Source organism: Aeromonas sp. MR19, from assembly GCF_963899305.1.
Lineage (GTDB): Bacteria > Pseudomonadota > Gammaproteobacteria > Enterobacterales > Aeromonadaceae > Aeromonas > Aeromonas bestiarum.
Map to the genome: position 1 here is coordinate 1 of NZ_CAWQWZ010000004.1, position 21903 is coordinate 21903.

General features: G+C 61.1%; 16 protein-coding genes, 1 tRNA gene and 2 rRNA genes. 12 read left to right on the forward strand and 7 right to left on the reverse strand.

The window, feature by feature from the left end; genetic code table 11:
* The first annotated feature begins 12 nt into the window (after positions 1 to 12).
* The 10 genes from rrf (AACQ95_RS02130) to AACQ95_RS02175 all read left to right on the forward strand — a co-directional run bounded on the left by rrf (AACQ95_RS02130) (position 13) and on the right by AACQ95_RS02175 (position 10189).
* Positions 13 to 127: ribosomal RNA gene (gene rrf / locus AACQ95_RS02130) — 5S ribosomal RNA — on the forward strand.
* A gap of 106 nt (positions 128 to 233) precedes the next feature.
* Positions 234 to 309, forward strand: a tRNA-Thr gene (locus AACQ95_RS02135).
* 27 nt (positions 310 to 336) lie between these two features.
* Positions 337 to 451 (forward strand): 5S ribosomal RNA (gene rrf / locus AACQ95_RS02140).
* Positions 452 to 606: 155 nt separating this feature from the next.
* Positions 607 to 1572 (forward strand): transcriptional regulator EbgR, encoded by a 966-nt coding sequence (ebgR, locus tag AACQ95_RS02145; RefSeq protein WP_241280466.1) that lies wholly within the window; start codon positions 607 to 609, stop codon positions 1570 to 1572.
* A gap of 320 nt (positions 1573 to 1892) precedes the next feature.
* On the forward strand, positions 1893 to 4967 hold the full coding sequence (gene ebgA / locus AACQ95_RS02150) for a beta-galactosidase subunit alpha (RefSeq protein WP_241280467.1): 3075 nt from the start codon (positions 1893 to 1895) through the stop codon (positions 4965 to 4967).
* A complete protein-coding gene (locus AACQ95_RS02155; protein ID WP_098981074.1) occupies positions 4964 to 5419 on the forward strand; it encodes a beta-galactosidase subunit beta in 456 nt (151 codons plus the stop codon). Before ebgA ends, AACQ95_RS02155 begins: the two co-directional genes overlap by 4 nt.
* 103 nt (positions 5420 to 5522) lie before the next feature.
* The gene (locus AACQ95_RS02160) at positions 5523 to 6968 is read left to right on the forward strand and encodes an amino acid permease (protein ID WP_241280468.1); all 1446 of its coding nucleotides are present in this window, start codon (positions 5523 to 5525) and stop codon (positions 6966 to 6968) included.
* 96 nt (positions 6969 to 7064) lie between these two features.
* Positions 7065 to 7403, forward strand: a complete 339-nt coding sequence (locus AACQ95_RS02165) for a tRNA-binding protein (protein ID WP_241280469.1) — start codon at positions 7065 to 7067, stop codon at positions 7401 to 7403.
* 169 nt (positions 7404 to 7572) lie between these two features.
* The gene (locus tag AACQ95_RS02170; protein WP_241280470.1) at positions 7573 to 9036 is read left to right on the forward strand and encodes an amino acid permease; all 1464 of its coding nucleotides are present in this window, start codon (positions 7573 to 7575) and stop codon (positions 9034 to 9036) included.
* Between the two features lie 202 nt (positions 9037 to 9238).
* Positions 9239 to 10189 (forward strand): bile acid:sodium symporter family protein, encoded by a 951-nt coding sequence (locus tag AACQ95_RS02175; protein ID WP_241280471.1) that lies wholly within the window; start codon positions 9239 to 9241, stop codon positions 10187 to 10189.
* 85 nt (positions 10190 to 10274) lie between these two features.
* Here the strand turns inward: AACQ95_RS02175 and ovoA are convergent, their stop codons facing one another.
* Positions 10275 to 12425 (reverse strand): 5-histidylcysteine sulfoxide synthase, encoded by a 2151-nt coding sequence (gene ovoA, locus AACQ95_RS02180; protein WP_241280472.1) that lies wholly within the window; start codon positions 12423 to 12425, stop codon positions 10275 to 10277.
* Between the two features lie 358 nt (positions 12426 to 12783).
* Between ovoA and AACQ95_RS02185 the strand changes: the two genes are divergently transcribed.
* On the forward strand, positions 12784 to 13506 hold the full coding sequence (locus AACQ95_RS02185) for a head GIN domain-containing protein (RefSeq protein ID WP_241280473.1): 723 nt from the start codon (positions 12784 to 12786) through the stop codon (positions 13504 to 13506).
* Between the two features lie 66 nt (positions 13507 to 13572).
* Here AACQ95_RS02185 and fghA read toward each other — a convergent pair whose 3' ends face one another.
* A complete protein-coding gene (fghA, locus tag AACQ95_RS02190) occupies positions 13573 to 14409 on the reverse strand; it encodes an S-formylglutathione hydrolase (protein WP_241280474.1) in 837 nt (278 codons plus the stop codon).
* Between the two features lie 48 nt (positions 14410 to 14457).
* Complete coding sequence (locus tag AACQ95_RS02195; RefSeq protein WP_098981066.1) at positions 14458 to 15585, reverse strand: S-(hydroxymethyl)glutathione dehydrogenase/class III alcohol dehydrogenase; 1128 nt, start codon at positions 15583 to 15585, stop codon at positions 14458 to 14460.
* A 120-nt stretch (positions 15586 to 15705) separates the two neighbouring features.
* Here AACQ95_RS02195 and AACQ95_RS02200 point away from each other — a divergent pair, with 120 nt between their 5' ends.
* Entirely contained in the window at positions 15706 to 16611 is a 906-nt protein-coding gene (locus AACQ95_RS02200; protein WP_043554608.1) for a LysR substrate-binding domain-containing protein, read from the forward strand.
* Positions 16612 to 16686: 75 nt separating this feature from the next.
* Here AACQ95_RS02200 and AACQ95_RS02205 read toward each other — a convergent pair whose 3' ends face one another.
* The 4 genes from AACQ95_RS02205 to AACQ95_RS02220 all read right to left on the reverse strand — a co-directional run bounded on the left by AACQ95_RS02205 (position 16687) and on the right by AACQ95_RS02220 (position 21518).
* Positions 16687 to 17652, reverse strand: a complete 966-nt coding sequence (locus AACQ95_RS02205; protein WP_042866829.1) for an ABC transporter permease — start codon at positions 17650 to 17652, stop codon at positions 16687 to 16689.
* A gap of 2 nt (positions 17653 to 17654) precedes the next feature.
* Complete coding sequence (locus AACQ95_RS02210; RefSeq protein ID WP_042866832.1) at positions 17655 to 18773, reverse strand: ABC transporter permease; 1119 nt, start codon at positions 18771 to 18773, stop codon at positions 17655 to 17657.
* Positions 18774 to 18855: 82 nt separating this feature from the next.
* Positions 18856 to 20436, reverse strand: a complete 1581-nt coding sequence (locus AACQ95_RS02215; RefSeq protein ID WP_241280475.1) for an ABC transporter ATP-binding protein — start codon at positions 20434 to 20436, stop codon at positions 18856 to 18858.
* Positions 20437 to 20519: 83 nt separating this feature from the next.
* A complete protein-coding gene (locus AACQ95_RS02220) occupies positions 20520 to 21518 on the reverse strand; it encodes a BMP family lipoprotein (RefSeq protein ID WP_043139487.1) in 999 nt (332 codons plus the stop codon).
* Positions 21519 to 21903: the final 385 nt, after the last annotated feature.

Genomic DNA, 21903 nt, shown 5'->3' on the forward strand with positions numbered 1-21903 from the left:
TGAAGTTATTTGCCTGGCGGCCATAGCGCCGTGGAACCACCTGATCCCATGCCGAACTCAGAAGTGAAACGCGGTAGCGCCGATGGTAGTGTGGCATTCGCCATGCGAGAGTAGGACACTGCCAGGCTTCAATTAAGCAACTACAGCGATGTGGTTGGTCGTGATACAACGTCAGGTTGTGTTGGACAGAAGATTTAGATAACGCACGCAGTGCGGTCTTTACCGGTTAGTGTGCTGATATGGCTCAGTTGGTAGAGCGCATCCTTGGTAAGGATGAGGTCCCCAGTTCGACTCTGGGTATCAGCACCAGTTTTAAGTTAGTTTTAACGCTTTTTGCCTGACGGCAATAGCGCCGTGGAACCACCTGATCCCATGCCGAACTCAGAAGTGAAACGCGGTAGCGCCGATGGTAGTGTGGCATTCGCCATGCGAGAGTAGGACACTGTCAGGCTCCTATTTAGAAGAGGCCTCCCATTCGGGAGGCCTTTTTGCTTTGGAATTTTTCCTCCCATCATGGGTTTCTTTTAGTAAAAATGCTGGGATGTCAGCACGTTGCCCGTTACTCTTGGTCTGGTATTGTCGGGAGTCATCGCCAGAGGAGTATGCATGGCCACGTTGAAGGAAATTGCGCAGGAGGCGGGGGTTTCCCAGGCGACTGTGTCACGGGTGCTCAATGAAGACCCGACGCTGAGCGTCAAGGAAGAGACCAGGCAGAAGATCTTCGAGATCGCCGAGCGGCTGGAATACAAGACCAGCACGGCTCGCAAAGGGGTGCACAAGAGCAAGCTGCACTTCCTGGCTGTCTATGCCTATCCGCAGAGCACCGAGGTCAACGACCCCTACTATCTCGCCATTCGCTATGGCATCGAGACCCAGTGTGCCCGCCTCAATATCGAGCTTACCCATTTTTACAACGGTGCCGAGGGGCGTGAGCTCTCCGCCGTTGACGGTATTCTGGTTATCGGCCATCTGCCACCTGAGCGGCTTGCCGCACTCTATTCCCTCTCTGCCCAGCTGGTGTTCGTGGACTGTCGCTCCCAGGGGGAGTTTGACTCGGTGGACGTGGATCTGGCGCTGATCAGCCAGCAGGTGGTGGATTTCTTCATTGACCAGGGACACGGCCGCATCGGTTACATAGGTGGTCAGGATGAGGCGCCGGATCTACGTGAGCTGGCCTTCCTCGACTACGGTCAGCGGCTGGGAGTGGTGCAGGAGAATGATCTCTATCGCGGGGACTTCTCCAGTGCCTCCGGCTACAAGTTGGCCAAAGAGATGTTGGCGGGGGATTGGCCCAAGGCCTTGTTTGTCGCCTCCGACTCCATCGCCATCGGTGTGCTGAGGGCCATCCATGAGAAGGGGTTGGCCATTCCCCAGCAGATCGAGCTCATCAGCGTCAACGATATTCCGACTGCCAAGTTTACCTTCCCGCCGCTCTCCACCGTGCGGATCCACTCCGAGTTGATGGGCTCCCAGGGGGTCAATCTGCTGGTAGAACGGCTTCGCGACGAACGTGAGGTCCCGCTGCGGGTACTGGTCCCCAGCCGACTGACCCTGCGTGGCACCACCCGGTAGTTTTAGTAAAACTCATTGGTTTTTAGCCGCGCCATCCTGACATGGTGCGGCGACTCTCTTTATCCCGGATAGACATCCCCACTCTTAATAAATGCTTAATGTATTGTTATATAACAATATTATTGTTTCCTCTCTTATGAAGGTCAACATCCATGCCACCCAGGCAGACAAACCCCTCCTTTAGTTCCGGCTTCTGATCTCGCTCACAAATCCAGCCATCTTGTGTGATGGGGTTAAAATTTTACCGATCATTACCTGATATTTAGTAAATGTTTATCTAGAGTTTACCCAGTCAAAGTTGCCTTGTTCCGGGAGGACATGTGAATAACTGGGAAAACGTTCAATTCGTTGGTGAAAACAGGCTGGCCCCGCGCGCCTACTTCTTCTCTTATGCCGACCACGCGCTGGCGGCCACCATGCAGCGCGAGCTGAGCCGCCGCTTTCTCTCCTTGAGCGGCCAGTGGCAGTTCAACTACTTCGAGCACCCATTGCAGGTGCCGGAGGCCTTCTATCACAGCCCCATGAGCGAGTGGGACCAGATCACAGTCCCCAACATGTGGCAGATGGAAGGGCACGGCAACCTGCAATACACGGATGAGGGCTTTCCCTTTCCCATAGACGTGCCCTTCGTGCCGAGCAACAACCCCACCGGCGCCTATCAGCGCAGCTTCGTGCTGAGCCCGGCCTGGGACGGCGAGCAGGTGATCATCAAGTTTGACGGTGTGGAGACCTACTTCGAGGTCTATGTGAATGGCCACTATGTGGGCTTCAGCAAAGGGAGCCGCCTTACCGCCGAGTTCGACATCAGCGCCTATGCCAACACCGGCGAGAACCTGCTCTCGGTACGGGTGATGCAGTGGGCCGACTCCACTTACATCGAAGATCAGGACATGTGGTGGATGGCGGGGATCTTTCGCGACGTCTATCTGGTGGGCAAACCGGCCGCCCATGTGCAGGACTTCTTCATCCGCACCGCGCTGGCCGATGACAATCAAGGCGCCACTCTTAGCTGCGACATCCAGCTGGAAAGTCTGGGGGCGGCTGCCCGAGATCACCGTCTGGTCTGGTCGCTGCTGGATCAGGGCAGCGAGATCGCCAGCGGCACGCTCGACCATCTCGCCATCGACGGCAAGTGTGATTGCCGCCTCACGCTGGATCTGGCCAATCCCCATCTGTGGAGCGCCGAAGATCCTTACCTCTATCAGCTGCAACTCTCCCTCTACAACAGTCAGGGCGAGCTGCTGGAAGTGATCCCGCAGCGGGTCGGGATGCGTGAAATCAAGGTCAAGGATGGCCTCTTCTACGTCAACGGTCACTACCTCAAGCTGCACGGGGTGAACCGTCACGACAACGATCACCTCAAGAGCCGTGCGGTCGGCATGGATCGTGTTGAACGCGATATCGTGCTGATGAAGCAGCATAACCTCAACTCGGTGCGCACCGCCCACTACCCGAACGACCCGCGTTTCTACGAGCTTTGCGACCAATACGGCCTGTTCGTGATGGCAGAGACCGACGTGGAGACCCACGGTTTTGCCAACGTCGGCGATCTCAGCCGCATCACAGACGATCCCTTCTGGGAGCCGGTGTTCGTGGATCGCATCGAGCGCCATGTTCACGCCCAGAAGAACCACCCCTCCATCATCATCTGGTCCCTGGGCAACGAGTCCGGCTACGGCTGCAACATCAGGGCCATGTACCGCCGCTGCAAGCAGATGGATCCGACCCGGCTGGTGCACTACGAGGAAGACCGCGATGCCGAGGTGGTGGATCTGGTCAGCACCATGTATTCGCGCGTCTCCCAGATGAACTGCTTCGGCGAGTTCCCTATGGCCAAGCCGCGCATCCTCTGCGAATACGCCCACGCCATGGGCAATGGCCCGGGCGGCCTCAGCGAATATCAGCAGGTGTTTGACCGTCATCCCCACATTCAGGGTCACTACATCTGGGAGTGGTGCGATCACGGCATTCTGGATCAGGACGAGCAGGGCCGCCCCGTCTACAAGTACGGTGGCGACTACGGCGACTATCCCAACAACTACAACTTCTGCATGGATGGCCTCATCTATCCGGATCAGACCCCGGGGCCGGGCCTGCGTGAATACAAGCAGGTGATCTGCCCGGTCAAGGTGCGGGCGCTGGATCTGACCAGCGGCAAGCTGGCGGTGGAAAACCGCTACTGGTTCTCCAATCTCGACGACATCCGCCTGCTGGTTGAAGTGAAGGCCGAGGGCGAGCTGCTGGCCAGCCAGCAAATCCGGTTGGAAGGGGTGGCTCCCGGTGCCATCACCGAGTTGCAACTCGAACTGCCATCCCTCGATGGGCGGGAAACCTTCGTCCAGCTGCGGGTCATCAAGGCCACCGCCACCCGTTACAGCGCGGCGGAGCACGAACTGGGCCAGTACCAGTTCCAGCTGAAAGAGTCGACTCGTCAGCTGCAGCCCTTTGCCAATCCCAATGCCACCCCGTTGCAGATTGCCGATGAGCGGCTTGCGCTGACCTTGAGCGGCAGCGGCTTTGCCCTGCGCTTCTCGCGCCTCGACGGCAAGCTGGTGAGCTGGCAGCAGGATGGCAATGAGCTTATCGAGCGAGCCCCGCGTCTCACCTTCTTCAAGCCGATGATCGACAACCACAAGCAGGAGTACGAGAGCCTGTGGCACCCGAACCACCTGCAGATCATGCAGGAGCACTTCCGTACCCTGAGCTGGCGTCAGCTGGGTGACGCGGTCGAGGTGACGGTCGAGAGCCTGATCGCGCCACCGGTGTTCGACTTCGGCATGCGCTGCCGCTACGTCTACACCCTGAGCCCGAATGGTCAGCTGCATGTGGCGCTCTGTGGTCAGCCCTACGGTGGCTATGACGACATCATTCCCAAGATCGGCTTCGAACTGGGTATCCGCCAGGATCTCGACCGGGTGCACTACCTTGGCATGGGACCGGGGGAGAACTACCAGGACAGCCGCCAGAGTAACTGGATCGATTGCTTCAACAGCACTGTGGGCGAGATGTGGGAGCACTACCCCTTCCCGCAGGACAACGGCAACCGCCAGCAGGTGCGTTGGGCGACCCTGACCAACCGTCACGGCGCCGGTCTCTACGTGCGACCCGATGCCCCCATCAACCTGAGCGTCTGGCCCTACAGCTGGGAGCATATCCACGCCGCCCAGCACATCAATGAGCTGGAGCCGAGCGGTTATCTCACCCTCAATCTGGATCACAAGGTGCTGGGGCTGGGCTCCAACTCCTGGGGCTCAGAGGTGCTGGACTCCTGGCGGGTGCGTTTCGAACCGTTCAGCTTCGGCCTGACCCTGCTGCCCATCGCCCGTGGCAACCTCAATCCGGCTGCGATGGCCGGGATCGATCTCACCATCAACGGCGGGAGGAACCTCGCATGATCACCCTGGACAACCTGACCCTGTTCAAAAACATCTACCGGGAGGGCAAGAAGTGGGGCCGCTGCGTGGAGGCCATCGACAACCTGCCAAACCTCAAGCCCGGCATCTGTCACTCCATCGGTGACTCCCTCACCTACCGCTTGCAGGAGGGGGCCAGCCCGGCCACCTCTCTGTTTGAGGGGCAACGCCGCTACTTCGATATCCACTACTACCTGGAAGGGGAAGAGACTGTGGAGTGGGCCGAGAAGCACGGCCTGCAGACGGAATCGGCCTATGACGACACCAGCGACCGCGAGTGGCTGGCCGGCGAGGTGCGAGAGCGCCAGAAGGTCGGCAATGGCCAGCTGGTGATCTTCGAGAACCATGAGGCCTATCGCTTCGCCGGCGATGCGCCGGTGCGCAAGCTGATCATCAAGGTCACCGTCGAAGGCGGCTACTTCAAAAACAAATAACAAGCCGCTGTTTTTGCACTGATAAAAGCCGGAAGGGCGGGGCTCACCCTACAACTCATGCCCCGCCCTTTCGCAGCAATAACTACAGGTCTGGAGATGCACCATGTCTGATTCCAAACGCAATACGATAGGCAAGTTTGGTCTGCTGTCGCTCACCTTCGCGGCGGTATTCAGCTTCAACAACGTCATCAACAACAACATCGAGATCGGTCTGGCCTCGGCCCCTATGTTCTTTCTGGCCACCATTTTTTACTTCATTCCGTTTTGCCTCATCATCGCGGAATTCGTCTCGCTGAATAAGAACTCCGAAGCGGGTGTCTATGCCTGGGTGAAGAGCTCCCTCGGCGGGCGCTGGGCCTTTATCTCCGCCTACACCTACTGGTTTGTGAACCTGTTCTTCTTCACCTCGCTGCTGCCGCGGGTCATCGCCTACGCCTCCTATGCCTTTTTGGGCTACGAATACATTTTCACCCCGCTTGCGACCACTTTCTTAAGCATGGTGCTGTTCGCCTTTGCCACCTATGTCTCTACCAACGGCGCCAAGATGCTCGGCCCCATCACCTCGGTGACCTCGTCCCTGATGTTGCTGCTGACCCTCTCCTACATTCTGCTGGCAGGTGTGGCGTTAGTCGGTGGTGTACAACCGGCCGACCCTATCACGGTGGAGGCGATGATCCCCGATTTCAGCTGGGCCTTCCTCGGCATTACCACCTGGATCTTCATGGCAGCTGGTGGCGCGGAATCGGTGGCCGTCTACGTGAATGACGTGAAAGGCGGATCCAAGTCGTTCGTGAAGGTGATCATTATCGCCGGGATCTTCATCGGCGTGCTCTACTCCATCGCCTCCCTGCTGATCAACGTCTTCGTCCCCAGCGGCATCCTGAAATATACCGGCGGCTCGGTGCAGGTGTTTGAGGGGCTGGCGGCCTACTTTGGCTTGCCGGAGATCCTGATGAACCGCTTCGTGGGGCTGGTCTCCTTCACCGCCATGTTCGGCTCCTTGCTGATGTGGACGGCGACCCCGGTGAAGATCTTCTTCTCCGAGATCCCGGCCGGCATCTTCGGCAAGAAGACGGTCGAGCTGAACGAGAACGGCGTGCCCGCCCGCGCTGCCTGGATCCAGTACCTGATAGTGCTGCCCCTGATGCTGATCCCGACCCTGGGCTCCAACACGGCGCAGGATCTGATGAATACCGTCATCAACATGACGGCGGCCGCCTCCATGCTGCCCCCGCTGTTCATCATGCTGGCCTATTTGAATCTACGCCTGAAGCTGGATCACCTGCCACGGGATTTCAAGATGGGCTCGCGCACCACGGGGATCGCCGTGGTCTCGGTGCTGATCGCCATCTTCTCGGTGGGCTTTCTCGCCTCCACCTTCCCGACCGGTGCCGACATAGTGACCATCGTCTTCTACAACGTCGGCGGGATAGTGATCTTCCTCGGCTTTGCATGGTGGAAATACAACAGATACGAAGCCTCCCTGAGCGACGAAGCGCGCGCGAAAGAGGCCCTGCCGGCCGCTCAGGTGTCCATCCAGGCCTCCTGATCCCCAGAGCAAGCCGGCCCGAGTGGCCAAGAGAGAACAAGCGGGTGGCGGCGGCCACCCGTGACCGGTTGAACCACAGAACAGAAGGAGAATGGAATGAGCGAGACGATCGAATTTGCCGAATTCAAGCGGGTCGAGATGAAGGTGGGCAAGGTGCTGGAGGTGGTGCGCCATCCAGGGGCCGACAAGCTCTATATCGTCCAGATCGACGTGGGCGGCGAGCGGCCGCTGCAGACGGTCACCAGTCTGGTGCCCCACTACAGCGAGGAAGAGCTGCTGGGCAGCCAGGTGGTGGTGCTGACCAACCTCAAGCCCACCAGGATGCGTGGCGAACGCTCCGAGTGCATGCTGCTTTGCGCCGAGACCCCGGACGAGAGCCGGAGCGTGTTGCTGCAGCCTCGCGTGCCCATGGCGCCGGGTACCTCTATCGTCTGATCCACCGATTTGAAAGCCGGTGCCGCAGGGAGGTGACGGTTTGCCAGCGAGGTCGCTTGAGCGGCCCGACATAACAAGAAAATCTCTGGCCGGGCCATGAGGCCTGTGCCGAACACATTCAGAGTCAAAGCGTCAGCTGGTGAAGCGGCGTTATTCCATTGGAGGACATATGTCTGATTCCGTACGCGGCACCATAGGCAAGTTTGCCCTGTTGTCGATGACCTTTGCCGCCGTGTTCAACGTGCGCAACATAGTCAACAACAACATAGAACTTGGGCTCAGTTCGGCGCCCATCTTCCTGCTGGCCACGCTCGTCTATTTCATCCCCTTCGTGTTCATCATTTCCGAGTTCGTCTCGGCCAACAAGAACTCCGAATCGGGCATGTATGACTGGCTCAAGAAGCCGCTCGGCACCCGAATGGCCTATCTGGGCTCCTTCCTCTACTGGTTCGTGAACCTGTTCTGGTTCGTCTCCCTGTTGCCCAACGTCATCGCCTACGCCTCCTACGCCATGCTGGGGTATGAATACAGCTTCTCCCCCATGGTGACCTCGATCATCTCCATAGCGCTGTTCGCGGCGGCAACCCACATATCCACCAAGGGGGCGACCTGGCTCGGCAAGATTGCCGAACTGGTGGCCTACGGGGTGTTCGCGTTGTTCGCCATCTATGTGCTGGGTGCCCTGATGGCACTGAGTGGTGATCATGTGGCGGCCCAGCCCATCACGCTGGAAGCCATGACCCCCACAGTCAACTGGGCGACGCTCGGCATCATGTGCTGGATCTTCCAGGCGGCCGGTGGCGCCGAGACGGCGGCGGCCTATCTCAATGACGTGAAAGGTGGTCAGAAGTCCTTCATCAGGGTGATCATCACGGCCGGTATCGTCATAGGCGCCATGTATGCGCTGGGTTCCCTGCTGGTGAACGTGTTCGTGCCGCGGGAAAGCCTCACCTATGCCGGCGGCATGGTGGAGATCTTCACCGGCATGGCCCAGTACTTCCACCTGTCCGAGGCGCTGGTCGGCCGTGCGGTCGGGGTTGTGCTCTTCATCGCCATGTTCGGCTCCATGATGATGTGGACCTCGGCCCCGGTGAAGATCCACTTCTCCGAGATCCCCCAGGGCGTCTATGGGGAGAAGACCACCCAGCTCAATGAGCACGGGGTGCCGGTGCGCGCCGCCTGGTGGCAGTTTGTGTTCGTGTTCGTGATGCTGGTGGTGAACGGCTTCGGCTCCGAGTCGGTGCAGCAGATGATGAACACCGCGATCAACCTCACCGCCGGTACCGCCATGCTGCCGCCCATCTTCATCATGGTGGCCTACTTCGTGTTCCGCTGGAAACACGACGACACCCCGCGGGAGTTCCGCATGGGATCTCGCACCTTCGGCATGGCCGTGGTGTCCGTGCTCATCCTCATCTTCGTGGTGAGCATGAGCGCCTCCGCCTTCCCGACCGGGGTGGATCTGGTACGCGCCTTCTTCATCAACGTCTTCATGACGGCGGTCTTCTCGGCGCTGGCCTACTGGTGGATCTCCCGCTTCGAGAAGCGCCAGGCCCGCAAGCTTGGTGGTAATGACAAGAAAACCGGCAACGGCAAGCTGGCAGACGGCACCAAGCTGGCCAAGCAGCGCTGAATCACAGGGCTGGCCGCCAGCCCGGGTTGCTTAATTTCCTGCACGCTGCGAGGGGCCGCTCAACTTTGCGCCTCCCGCATATAGGGGTAAGCTGGGGATTCGTTTCAACGGGAGGTGCCAGACACCTCCTGTTGTGTTTCTTGTCGTCCCTGAACCCGGCCTCTTTGATGAGGGCGGGATCTGCTTCCGATGGAGACCGCTCGTGCGTCTGGATCCCTTTACCTGTGTGCTTATTCTGGTGGTCACCCTGGCCTCCCTCTTCCCCTGCGAGGGGCAGGTTGCCGTCTGGTTTGGTCTGTTGACCAAGCTGGCGGTGGCACTCTTGTTCTTCATGCACGGCGCCAAGCTGTCGCGCCAGAACCTGCTGGCGGGGCTGGGTCACTGGCGGCTGCATCTGGTGGTGATGGCCAGCACCTTCCTGCTGTTCCCGCTGCTGGGGCTGCTGCTTACCCCGCTGGTGCCGCAATGGCTGAGCCCGGCCATCTATCTCGGTTTCCTCTATCTGTGCGCCTTGCCCGCCACAGTGCAGTCGGCCATCGCCTTCACCTCCATGGCTGGCGGCAATGTGTCGGCGGCTGTGTGCAGCGCCTCTGCCTCCAGCATCCTCGGTATCTTCCTCTCCCCCGTGCTGGTGGGGCTGATGATCAATGTACAGGGGGAGGGGGTCGACACCTGGCACTCCATCCAGGCCATCATGGTGCAACTGATGCTGCCGTTCGTGGTGGGTCATCTGTCGCGGCCCTTGATCGGCCGCTGGGTCGACAGCCATCGCCCGCTGATCGGCAAGCTGGATCAGAGTTCCATCCTGCTGGTGGTCTATGTGGCCTTCAGCGAGGCCGTGGTGCAGGGGATCTGGCATCAAGTCGGTTGGTACGATCTCGCCAGCATAGTGCTGCTGAGCTGCGTGTTGCTGGCGCTGGTGCTGGGTTGGAACGTCTGGATCAGTCGCCGGCTCGGCTTCAACAGGGCGGACGAGATCACCATAGTCTTCTGCGGCTCCAAGAAGAGTCTCGCCAATGGTGTGCCCATGGCCAACGTCATGTTCCCGGCCGCCAGCGTCGGTGTCATGGTGCTGCCGCTGATGATCTTCCACCAGATCCAGCTGATGGTCTGCACCGTGCTGGCCCGCCGCTATCACGAGCAGGGGACCTGAGCCCAGCCGGGTGCGCGCCACAATGAAAAAAAGGAGGCCGACAGGCCTCCTTTTTTATTTTCACGGCCCGTGCCGTCGCCGCTCTCTAGCGCTTACGCCAGACGGTGAGCTGGGCCAGGGTGTGCTGATACTTGCGGGCGGTTTCGCGGATCACGAAGGGCACGTCCCTGGGCGGGCAGTGCTCCTCGAACTCCTCCGCCAGCAGCCGTTGCAGCGCCTGATAGGTGCTGAGGGCCTCGCCATTTTCACGGATGCCGCCGAGCCAGTTGGCCTTTGGGGTGTAGTCGGTCAACCAGGTGTAGGGGCTGGTGAGCACCAGCAGGCCGCCGCTGCGCAGTCTGGGAGCAATGTCCCGCAGGAAGCGGGCCGGTTCGCGCAGCCGGTCGATCAGGTTGGCGGCGAGCACCAGATCGTAGTCGCCGTACCTGGGCTTGAGGTTGCAGGCATCCCCCTGGCTGAAGTGGACGCGCCCGGCCTGCTCGGCGCCGAGATCCTGGCTCGACAGCCGCGCCTCGCAATACTCCACCAGATCTCCCTCCAGTGGCACGGCATAGCGGAAGCTATCCTGGCTGGCGAGGGCGAGTGCCACGTCGATGAAGCGGGCCGAGTAGTCCACTCCGTCCACATGCTGGAAGTGACGGGCCAGTTCGAAGCTGGCGCGACCTGTGGCGCAGCCTATGTCCAGCGCCCGCTGGTGGTTGCCACACAGCTCGCTGGCCAGGTCGGCCAGGGTCTTGGCGTAGTTGGCCACGCCGAAGTGGGCCGGACCGTACTGGAAGTCGAGGTATTGTGCGACGAGCGTGTCGGTTTCATAAGGATTCACGATAACGGGTTCCTGATAGCGGGAGACCAGATAGCGGAAGCCCGCATGCTGGAAGAAGTGGCGGCGAAAGGCATAGCGGGATGACTTGAGGGCCTCGTTGCCCGTGCTTGCCCAGCTGCCGCCCTTGATGAGGGTGTGCTTGCCATCGAAGGTAGGGGTGGAGAAGTCATCGTAGAGCGGATGCACCTTGAATCCCTCGAAGCCGTCGATGGCTGTGCTGGTCCACTGCCAGACGTTGCCCACCAGATCGAAGAAGCTGCCCTGGGGGAAGGCGTCCACCGGGCAGGAGGAGGCGAAGCGGGCCAGATTGAGGTTGCCTGGTGCCTCAACCCAGTCCGGCTGATCCCCCGCCAGCTGATCGCGCAGCAGCGCCCACTCCCCCTCGCTCGGCAGCTGGATGGGCAGCCCGGTCTGGGCCGCTTTCCAGCGACAGAAGGCGGCGGCCTCCAGCTGATTGACCTCGGCGGGCCAATCCCAGGGCATGGCCACCCGCTCCGTCATCAGCCGCAGTTGCAGTTGCTCGGGTTCGCTGGGATCGCCGACCCAGAAGGTGGGCATGCGCGCCCTGGCATACTGGCACCAGCCCCAGCCCTCTTCATCCCACCACTGCTGCTGCTCATACCCCCCCGCCTGCACGAAGGCGAAATACTCGGCATTGCTGACCAGCATGCGGCTGGCCTGAAAGGGGGTGACGTCGATGTGGCGCTCGCCATATTCGTTGTCCCAGCCATAGGTAGCATCCTGCTTGCCGAGGTGCACCTGACCCCCTGCCACCGGCAGCAGGCTGTTGGCAGGCACGTCCGCCATCTGATGGCGTACCTGGGGGCAGGCGGGCCAATAGGGGCGGGGCCGTACCCAGGCCAGCGGCAGCTGGCGGATCAGCACGCTGGAGGTCTCGAGGTGGATGCGCTCGTGCTCTATCCCCATCAATATGACCCAGGCCGGGCTCTGCCAGTCGATGGGCAGGGTCAGCGGCATCCGCTCGATGAAGTCGACCACCAGGGCGCGCACCTGTGCGCGGTAGTCGCGCAGCTCGGCGACGGCGGGCCAGTCGTAGTGGGTCTCGTCGAGATCGTCCCAGCTCATCTCGTCCACCCCGATGGCGACCATGGCCTCGATGCGGGCGTCGAGGCGACTGTCGATGAGGCGGGCCGCCAGCAGCTTGTTGATGAAGAAGGCGGCCGTGTGGCCGTAGTAGAAGATCAGCGGATGGCGCAGCGGGATCGCCTTGTTGAACCAGGCGCGCTCATCGGCCAGACAATCGAACAGCGAGTCGTAGAGATCGAAGGTCTGGCAGAAGTAGGCCAGCAGCTCGCGGCGCTTCTGCTCGGGATCGCTGCCGGTCAGCAGCGGGGTGCGGGTCGGCTCGGGCAGGCCGACGGCGGTGTAAAACGAGGTGCTGACTTGGGTCACGCTCTGACTCCTTGTTGCAGTGAAGACTGACAAGACAGTGGTAAATGCATCGATGGAGAGCTCTATACGCACAAGGTATCACTATTGGCTCAACGGACTGGCGCCACAACAAAAAACTTCCACGGTTTGTCAGCATAGCGACCCTGCGGGAGGGCTGCCAACTGACCGGGATCTCCCCGTTTTGGGATGGTCATTTTTACCAAATTATGGTCTGAATGACTCTCTGTATAGTGATGATGCTGACATGGGAAAGTTAAATGATGATGAAAATCATGCGGTTGATGATTTGGCATGGGGTTTGCCATCTATGAGGACCAAACGGTCTGAAGACGGCCAGAACACAACGAGGAGAGTGGCGATGAAATGGATGATGGGCATTATGCTGGTCGTGGGGCTCAGTGGTTGCAGCTGGCTGGATGATACCCGGGTGAGCGGGGCGGGGGCCGTGATCGAGCAGCAGCACGCCATGGGTCGGCAGGTGACCAGGATACTGGCTGGTGTGCCCGCCAGTATCCATCTGGTCGCGGGTGAGGCGAGCGGTATTCATATCAAGGGACAGGAGAACCTCTTGCCCTATCTGGTGCTGACCGAGAAGGAAGACAAGCTGGAGATAGAGGTGAAGGATGGCTATCGGCTCGATCCCACTGAGCCGCTGGAGCTCACCATCACACTGCCGGTGCTCCATGAGCTGGCGCTGGCGGGCACGGGCAGCGGCGATCTGCATGGCTTCAAGGGTGACCAGCTGGTGCTGTCGGTAGCCGGCACGGGCGACATAGTCGCCAGCAAGCTGGATCTGAACCGACTGGAGGGCAACATAGCCGGCTCGGGCAGCCTGGATCTGGGTGAAGGCTCGGCCAAAGCCGTGGAGCTGAACATAGCCGGCACCGGCGATGTGCTGGGAGCGGGTCTCAGAAGCGATCAGGTCGAGATCAATATCGCCGGCAGCGGGGATGTGGAGGTGCGGGCCCGGGATCGGCTCAAGGTCGGCATCGCCGGATCCGGTTCGGTCAGCTACTGGGGTGATCCCAAGCTGGAGAGCAAGATCGCGGGCTCGGGTGACGTGACCCGCCAGGGCAGCTGATGCCGCTGGCCTCAAGCCGACAATCGAAAGCAGAAAAGAGACAGGCCCGTGACGGGCCTGTTTCGATCAGAGGTGGCGGGCGTGGAAGCGCAGGTGTGCCTCGATGAAGCTCGCCACAAAGTAGTAGCTGTGGTCATAGCCGGCATGGCGGTTGAGCTCCAGCGGCCAGGCCTTGCTGGCGGCCGCATCGGCCAGGGCATCTATGTGCAGCTGCTCGGCGAGGAAGGGGTCGTCCAGCCCTACATCCAGCAAAGTCGGCAGCGGCGTCACCTCATGGTGGCGCAGCAGCTGGCAGGCATCCCACTCCTGCCACAACAGCGGATTGTTGCCGAGGTAGGCGCCGAGCGCCTTCTGGCCCCAGGGGCAGCGGCTCGGGTGGCTGATGGGGCTGAAGGCCGACACAGAGCGGTAGCGACCGGGCTCGCGCAGGGCGGCGATGAGCGCGCCGTGGCCGCCCATGGAGTGGCCGCTGATGGCACGCCGGGTCGAGACCGGGAAGTGGGTCTCGATGAGCTCGGGCAGCTCGCGGGTGACGTAGTCATACATCTGGTAGTGATCGCGCCAGGGATGCTGGGTGGCATTGACGTAGAAGCCGGCCCCCATGCCGAGATCGTAAGTGGGGTCGTCCGCCACGTCTTCGCCACGCGGGCTGGTGTCCGGTGCCACCAGGGCTATGCCGAGCTCGGCGGCGATGCGCTGTGCCCCCGCCTTCTGCATAAAGTTTTCATCGGTGCAGGTGAGGCCTGAGAGCCAGTAGAGCACGGGTACCTTCTGGCCTGTGAGGGCCTGGGGCGGCAGATAGATGGCGAAGCGCATCTCGCAGCCGAGCAGGCTGGAGCTGTGGCTGTAGCGCTTGTGCCAGCCATCGAAGCTCTTGTTGCTGCTGATAATGTCCAGATTCATCGAGGAACTCCTGCACCCCGCCCGCGCTGACGGGCGGGGTGATCATGCTCAGTAGTGGATGACGGTGCGGATGCTCTTGCCTTCGTGCATCAGCTCGAACGCCTCGTTGATCTGCTCCAGCGGCATGGTGTGGGTGATGAAGTCATCGAGGCGGAACTCACCCTGCATGTAGCGCTGCACGTAGCTCGGCAGTTCGCTGCGACCGCGCACGCCGCCGAAGGCGCTGCCGCGCCAGACCCGGCCTGTGACCAGCTGGAACGGACGTGTGCTGATCTCCTGGCCGGCGCCGGCCACGCCTATGATGACAGACTCGCCCCAGCCCTTGTGGCAGCACTCCAGCGCGGCGCGCATCACCTTGACGTTGCCGATGCACTCGAAGGAGAAGTCGACGCCGCCATCGGTCAACTCGACGATCACTTCCTGGATGGGCTTGTCATAGTCGTTCGGGTTGATGCAGTCGGTGGCCCCCAGCTTGCGGGCCAGCTCGAACTTGCTCTCGTTGATGTCGATGGCGATGATGCGGCCGGCCTTGGCCAGACGGGCGCCGATCACGGCGGAGAGGCCAATGCCGCCCAGCCCGAAGATGGCGACGCTCTCACCCTCTTTCACCTTGGCGGTGTTCATCACGGCGCCTATGCCGGTGGTGACGCCGCAACCCAGCAGGCAGACCTCTTCCAGCGGGGCGGCCGGGTCCACCTTGGCGATGGAGATCTCGGGCAGTACCGTGTATTCGCTGAAGGTGGAGGTGCCCATGTAGTGATAGATGGGCTGACCGTCCTTGGAGAAGCGGGTGGTGCCGTCCGGCATCAGCCCCTTGCCCTGGGTGGCGCGGATCTTCTGGCACAGATTGGTCTTGCCGGATTTGCAGAACTTGCACTCGCCGCATTCCGGGGTGTAGAGCGGGATCACGTGATCGCCGACCTTGACGCTGGTGACGCCGGCGCCGACGGATTCGACTATGCCGCCGCCCTCATGGCCCAGGATGCAGGGAAAGACTCCCTCCGGATCCTCACCGGACAGGGTGAAGGCATCTGTGTGGCAGACGCCGGTGGCGACGATCCGCACTCGCACTTCACCGGCCTGGGGTGGCATGACCTCCACCTCTTCGATGGAGAGGGGCTGGCCCGGTCCCCAGGCGATGGCGGCTTTACACTTGATGCTTTGAACCTGTGCCATGAATGACATCCTTCTTGTTGCGGTAGGTGAACAGAGATGAACTCAGGTATGCAGTGTAGTTTCCCTTCGATTTGGTGATAATAAGGCTAAATATCAAATCACTTTTACACACAGGTAATAATGCTCGGCTGGGAAGGGATCTGTGAATTTGTCAGCGTGGCGGAGCAGGGGGGCTTTACCCCGGCGGCGCGCAAGCTGGGGGTGTCGGTGGCTCAGGTGAGCCGGCAGGTGGCGCAGCTGGAAGACAGGCTGCAGGCCAAGCTGCTGCTGCGCACCACTCGTCAGGTGCGGCTCACCGAGCTTGGCGAAATCTACTATCGCCACTGCCGCCAGCTGCTGGACAACCTCTACGAGGCGGAGCTGGCGGTGGGGCGCCATCAGGCTGTGCCGCAAGGGTCTTTGCGGATCACGGCGCCCGTCTCCTATGGTGAGAGCCGCATCGCCCCGCTGGTAAACGACTTTATGGTGCGTTTCCCCCAGCTGGAGGTGACCCTCAACCTCACCAACCAGCTGCTGGATCTGGTGCACGAAGGCTACGATCTGGCGATCCGGCTCGGTCACCTCAAGGATTCGACCCTGGTGGCGCGCAAGCTGGCGCAGCGGGTGCCCTATGTGTGCGCCTCGCCGGCCTACACGGCCCGTCACGGCATCCCCAACAGCCTCTCCGAGTTGACCCGCCACCGCTGTCTGGTGGGTAACAGTGACGACTGGTACTTCACCCTGGACGCTCGTCCTCACAGCGTGCGGGTGCACGGTCTGCTGCAGTGCAACAGCGGCCACGCCCTGCTGGACGCGGCGCTCAAGGGGATCGGCATCATCCAGCTGCCGGACTACTACGTGAGCGACCATCTGGCGCGGGGCGAGCTTGTCGAGCTGCTGCCCGAGCTGCGGGCACCGGAGGAGGGGATCTGGGCCCTCTACCCCCACAACCGCCATCTCTCCCCCAAGGTGCGGCTGCTGGTGGACTACCTGGCCGAGCGGCTCAGCGATCCCCATCAGCCCGCGCTGGTGCGACCGGTTGGTTGAGGGGCGGGCGGCATGAAAATGGAGATAAAAAAGGCCCGCTTGTGCGGGCCTTTTGGTATGGCATGAAGGAGAGGGCTATTCCCGTTCCTTGACGTAGGGGGTGCCGAGCGCCTTGGGGGCCACCGCCTTGCCGATGAAACCGGCAAGCAGGAACACCGTCAGTATGTAGGGCAGCGCCTCTATGGCCTGCACCGGAATGGCGAAGCCACCTATGCTGACCCCTTGCAGCCGGATGGCGACCGCATCGAGGAAGCCGAACAGCAGGCAGGCCGCCATGGCATTCCAGGGGCGCCACTTGCCGAACACCAGCGCTGCCAGCGCCATGAAGCCCTTGCCCGCGCTCATGTTGGGGATGAACTGGGCCGTCTGGGCTACCGCCAGATAGGTGCCACCTATACCGGCCAGCAGGCCGCCTATGATGAGCGCGGTATAACGCATCCGCACCACGGAAATGCCGGCGGTGTCGACCGCCGCCGGCGCCTCGCCCACGGCGCGCAGACGCAGGCCGAAGCGGGTGCGGAACAAGACCCACCAGGCCAGGGGCACGGCGGCAAACGCCACGTATTCCAGCAGGGAGTGGCCGCTCAGCAGCTCGCTGTAGAGCTGGCCTATGACGGGCACGTCATACAGCTCCTTGGCGTAGGGCAGATCTATGGGGGCGAAGCGGGCCGCACCGGACAGCGCCGGGGTCTGGCCACCCTGATCGAACCAGTAACGGCCCAGGGTGACGGTCAGACCGGCCGCCAGTATGTTGATGGCCATGCCGCTCACCACCTGATCGCCCCTGTGGGTGATGGTGGCAAAGCCGTGCATCAGGGCGAACAGTATGGAGACGCCCACACCCGCACCCAGACCAATCCAGGCAGAGCCGGAGACGGCCGCCGCCGCGCCGCTGGCGAACGCCGCCGCCAGCAACTTGCCTTCCAGCGCTATGTTGACCACACCGGAGCGTTCACAAAACATGCCCGCCATGGCGGCCAGGATCAGCGGCGGTGCTGTCCGTATGGTGGCATCCAGCATCAGGATCAGAGTTTCGAACATGATCAGACTCCCTTGGCTTGCGCGGATGAGCGGTTGGCAAACGCCAGATAGAGCTGCTCGATGCGCGGACGCATCATGTGCTCAAGGGCGCCACAGAACAGGATCACCAGACCCTGCAGCACCACCACTATGTTGCGGTCGACCCCGAACTCGAAGCTGAGCTCGGCGCCCCCCTGATAGAGGAAGCCGAACAGCAGGCTGGCGATGATGACGCCGACCGGGTGGTTGCGTCCCATCAGGGCCACCGCGATACCGGTGAAGCCGAAGCCTTCCACGAAGTTGAGCTTGATCTGGTGCAGTTCACCTTGCAGCACGTTGAGGGCGAAGAAGCCCGACAGCATGCCGGAGATCACCATGGCCAGGATCACCACCTTGGGATAGGAGATGCCCGCATAGGCGGAGGCGCTCTGGCTGGCGCCCACGGAGCGGATCTCGTAGCCCCAGCGGGTATGCCAGATGAAGACCCAGACCAGGGCCGCACAGATCAGCGCCCAGAAGAAGCTGATGTTGAGCGGGCTGTTGGGCATCTCCATGCCGAAACCGCTCGCCAGCTCGCTGACCTTGGGCAACCAGCTCGCCTCGGCAAACACCTTGCTTTCGGTCGCCATGGAGCCCGCCGGCTTGAACACCTCGACCAGCAGGTAGGCCATCAGGGAGGCGGCGATGAAGTTGAACATTATGGTGGTGATGACGATGTGGCTGCCGCGTTTGGCTTGCAGCCAGGCCGGGATGAAGGCCCAGGCAGCACCGAACAGGCCACCGGCTATGATGGCCAGCGGCAGCAGCAGGGCGAACGGCAGGGAGTCGCCGAGCAGCAGGCAGACCAGGCCGACGCCGAGGCCGCCGATATAGGCCTGACCTTCACCGCCTATGTTGAACAGGCCGGCATGGAAGGCCACCGCCACCGACAGGCCGGTGAAGATGAAACCGGTCGCGTAGTAGAGGGTGAAACCGACCCCTTCTCCTGTGCCGAAGGCGCCGTACCACATGATCTTGGCGGCATCGACCGGGTTGATGTCGAGGTAGTAGAACAGGATGGCCGACACCAGGAAGGCCAGCAATATGTTGACCGCGGGCAGCACGCCCACGGAGATCCAGGCAGGGATACGTGCTTGGCTCATGAGCGAGCCTCCTTGGCAATCTGGTCGGGGACTGGTGCGTTGACCATCATCAACCCCATTGTTTCACGGAAGGGGACCTGGTTCATGATGTGGCTCCTTGCGATTGGTTTGCCGCCACCTCGTCGGGAACTATGTTCGCCATCATAAGACCTATGGTGCGCTCATCCGCCTTGGCGCCGTCCAGCTCACCGACGATGCGACCGTCGGCGATGACCAGGATCCGGTCAGACAGGCTCATGATCTCGTCCAGCTCCACCGACACCAGCAACACGGCCTTGCCCTTGTCGCGCATGGCGATGATCTGCTGGTGGATGTACTCGATGGCACCGATATCGACCCCGCGGGTCGGCTGGCCGATCAGCAGCACATCCGGGTTCTGTTCCACTTCCCGGGCGATCACCAGCTTCTGCTGGTTGCCACCGGAGAAGTTGGCGGTCTTGTGGTCGGGATGGGGCGGGCGCACGTCCCACTTGTCCATCTTGGCCTGGCAATCCTGCAGGATCGCCTCCTTGTTCTGCAGCCAGCCCTTGTTGTACTGGGGGCGGCGGTGATAACCCAGGATGAAGGCCTCTTGCGCCTCAAAGCGGTTGATCAGCCCCATCTTGTGCCTGTCTTCCGGCACATGGCCTAGCCCATAATTTCGCACCCGCTCGGGATCGGCCGGATGCGCCACGCTCACCTCGTGCGCCTGACCATTGCCTGTGATGGTGAAGCTGCCCTTGCTGGGCTTGATGATGCCGCCGAGCAGGCTGAGCAGCTCGGACTGGCCGTTGCCGGAGACGCCGGCGATGCCGACCACTTCACCGGCCCGCACCTCGAAGCTGACGGATTTGACCCGCTCCACCTTGGCATCGTCGAAGTAACTGAGCCCGTTGACCCTGAGCTTGGCCTCGCCCGGCTGGGTCGGGCCCTTGTCGACCTTGAGGCGCACCTTGCGGCCCACCATGAGTTCGGCCAGATGCTCCTTGTCGGTATCCTTGGTGGCGACGTGGGCCACCATCTCGCCCCGGCGCATGATGGAGACCTGATCCGTGATGGCCAGGATCTCCCGCAGCTTGTGGGTGATGAGGATGATGGTCGCGCCCTGATCCCGCAGCTTTTTCAGCACCTCGAACAGGTGATCCGCCTCTTGCGGGGTCAGCACCCCGGTCGGCTCGTCGAGGATCAGGATGCGGGCACCGCGATAGAGCGCCTTGAGGATCTCGACCCGCTGTTGCAGGCCCACCGGCAGATCCTCGATCTTCTCGTGCAGCGGCACGTCGAGACCATAGTCCCGCGCCAGCTCGCCGAGCAGCTTCTCGGCCGCCGCCAGGCTCTGGCCCAGGTGCCAGCCGTTTTCCGCGCCGAGGATGACGTTCTCCAGCACGGTGAAATTGTTCACCAGCATGAAGTGCTGGTGCACCATGCCCACGCCTGCGGCGATCGCATCTTGTGAGCCATGGGGTTTGAAAGGGTTGCCGTCGATGAACATCTCGCCTCTGTCGGCGTGGTAGAAACCGTAGATGATGCTCATCAGAGTCGACTTGCCGGCGCCATTTTCGCCGACGATACCGTGAATACTGCCTTTTTGAACCTTAAGGTCGATCTGCTTGTTGGCGTACACTTCGCCGAACCGCTTATCGATACCCCTTAATTCGATGGCATAGCGATCTGTCTGGTCCATGATGCAGTCCTTGCGGGTCATGAAGAGAGACTAAAAACCGGCCCGTACGGGCCGGTCGTTGGGTTGAGAGTAGTAGCGGTTACTCAGTATTTGCAGCTGTTGTCGCTCATATAGTCATGAACTTTGACCTTGCCGGAGATGATGTCGGCCTTGATGACGTCAACCTTGGCTTTCATGTCTGCGCTGATCAGCTTCTCGTTGTCTTTGTCGAGTGCCCAATCCACACCACCCTCGGCCAGGCCCAGGTTCTTGATACCCGGTTTCCAGGTGCCCTTGGCGGCGTCATCCCAGGTCTGATAAGCGGCCAGACCCACGGATTTGACCATGGAGGTCAGCATGGTGCCCGGTTGCAGGTGGTTCTGGTTGGAATCCACGCCGATGGCGAACTTGCCTTCATCCTTGGCTGCCTGGTAAACACCGATACCGGTACCGCCGGCCGCGGCGTAAACCACGTCGACGCCCTTGGCGAACTGGGACTTGGCTAGCTCGGCACCCTTGGCCGGGTCAGCAAACGCCGCCGGGGTGGAGCCTGTCATGTTCTGGAACACTTCGATCTTCGGATTGACGTACTTGGCACCCTGCTCGTAGCCGCACTCGAACTTGCGGATCAGCGGGATATCCATGCCGCCCACGAAGCCGACCTTGCCGGTCTTGGAGGCGATGGCTGCCAGCGCACCCACCAGGAAGGAGCCTTCATGCTCCTTGAAGATGAGGGACTGCACGTTCGGCTTGTCGACCACCATGTCGATGATGGTGAACTGGGTTTTCGGGAATTCGGTCGCGACTTTCTCGACGGCCGAGCCCATGTTGAAACCGACGGCGACGATCGGGCCGTTGCCACGGCTGGCCAGACGACGCAGGCCCTGCTCACGCTGGGCTTCGTTCTGGGGTTCGAACTCCTTGACCTTGACGCCTTTGTCCTTGTTGTAGACTTCGACGCCGTTACGGAACACGGCTTCGTTGAATGACTTGTCGAATTTGCCGGCGGTGTCATAGATGACGGCGGGCTGGGAAGCTGCCTGAGCAGAAAGGGCAGCGAGAGTGAGGGTGGCAACGGTGGCCAGCTTGAGCACTTTAGTCACGATCGTATCCTTGATTGTTATGTGAGGGTCCACAACCTGCCGGAGCAGGCCATAAAGCACGCTGGCTAACTGTAAGTGAGCCACGGTGCGGGTCAAGGAGATCATAAAGGAAAAACGTTTGCGGTAACGGTTTGAAATATAAGCAAATCAATTTATAAGTGGTTGTTTTGATGCCTGTTTTCAGATTTAAATTCTGCAAAAATAGGGTTTCAAATGACATTTTTGTTTATATTCATATGGTTACAAGCAAGCGTTTTCGCCCGGCTGGCTAAAAAGTGGTTTCTATTGGTGCCTGTTTATGTTCTACGCCCGTTTTGGCCTCTCCCGACCCAGGCCCGACATACCAGGTAGCGCCGGTCGTTCACGCCGATTTGGTCTGTGGCGC

Bases quoted from the DNA above. Each gene is read 5' to 3' on its own strand.
- AACQ95_RS02155 (WP_098981074.1), top strand. From the start codon at position 4,964: ATGATCACCCTGGACAACCTGACCCTGTTCAAAAACATCTACCGGGAG.
- AACQ95_RS02205 (WP_042866829.1), bottom strand. From the start codon at position 17,652: ATGTTCGAAACTCTGATCCTGATGCTGGATGCCACCATACGGACAGCA.
- ebgR (WP_241280466.1), top strand. From the start codon at position 607: ATGGCCACGTTGAAGGAAATTGCGCAGGAGGCGGGGGTTTCCCAGGCG.
- AACQ95_RS02210 (WP_042866832.1), bottom strand. From the start codon at position 18,773: ATGAGCCAAGCACGTATCCCTGCCTGGATCTCCGTGGGCGTGCTGCCC.
- AACQ95_RS02160 (WP_241280468.1), top strand. From the start codon at position 5,523: ATGTCTGATTCCAAACGCAATACGATAGGCAAGTTTGGTCTGCTGTCG.
- AACQ95_RS02215 (WP_241280475.1), bottom strand. From the start codon at position 20,436: ATGGACCAGACAGATCGCTATGCCATCGAATTAAGGGGTATCGATAAG.
- AACQ95_RS02200 (WP_043554608.1), top strand. From the start codon at position 15,706: ATGCTCGGCTGGGAAGGGATCTGTGAATTTGTCAGCGTGGCGGAGCAG.
- AACQ95_RS02170 (WP_241280470.1), top strand. From the start codon at position 7,573: ATGTCTGATTCCGTACGCGGCACCATAGGCAAGTTTGCCCTGTTGTCG.
- AACQ95_RS02195 (WP_098981066.1), bottom strand. From the start codon at position 15,585: ATGGCACAGGTTCAAAGCATCAAGTGTAAAGCCGCCATCGCCTGGGGA.
- fghA (WP_241280474.1), bottom strand. From the start codon at position 14,409: ATGAATCTGGACATTATCAGCAGCAACAAGAGCTTCGATGGCTGGCAC.
- AACQ95_RS02165 (WP_241280469.1), top strand. From the start codon at position 7,065: ATGAGCGAGACGATCGAATTTGCCGAATTCAAGCGGGTCGAGATGAAG.
- AACQ95_RS02185 (WP_241280473.1), top strand. From the start codon at position 12,784: ATGAAATGGATGATGGGCATTATGCTGGTCGTGGGGCTCAGTGGTTGC.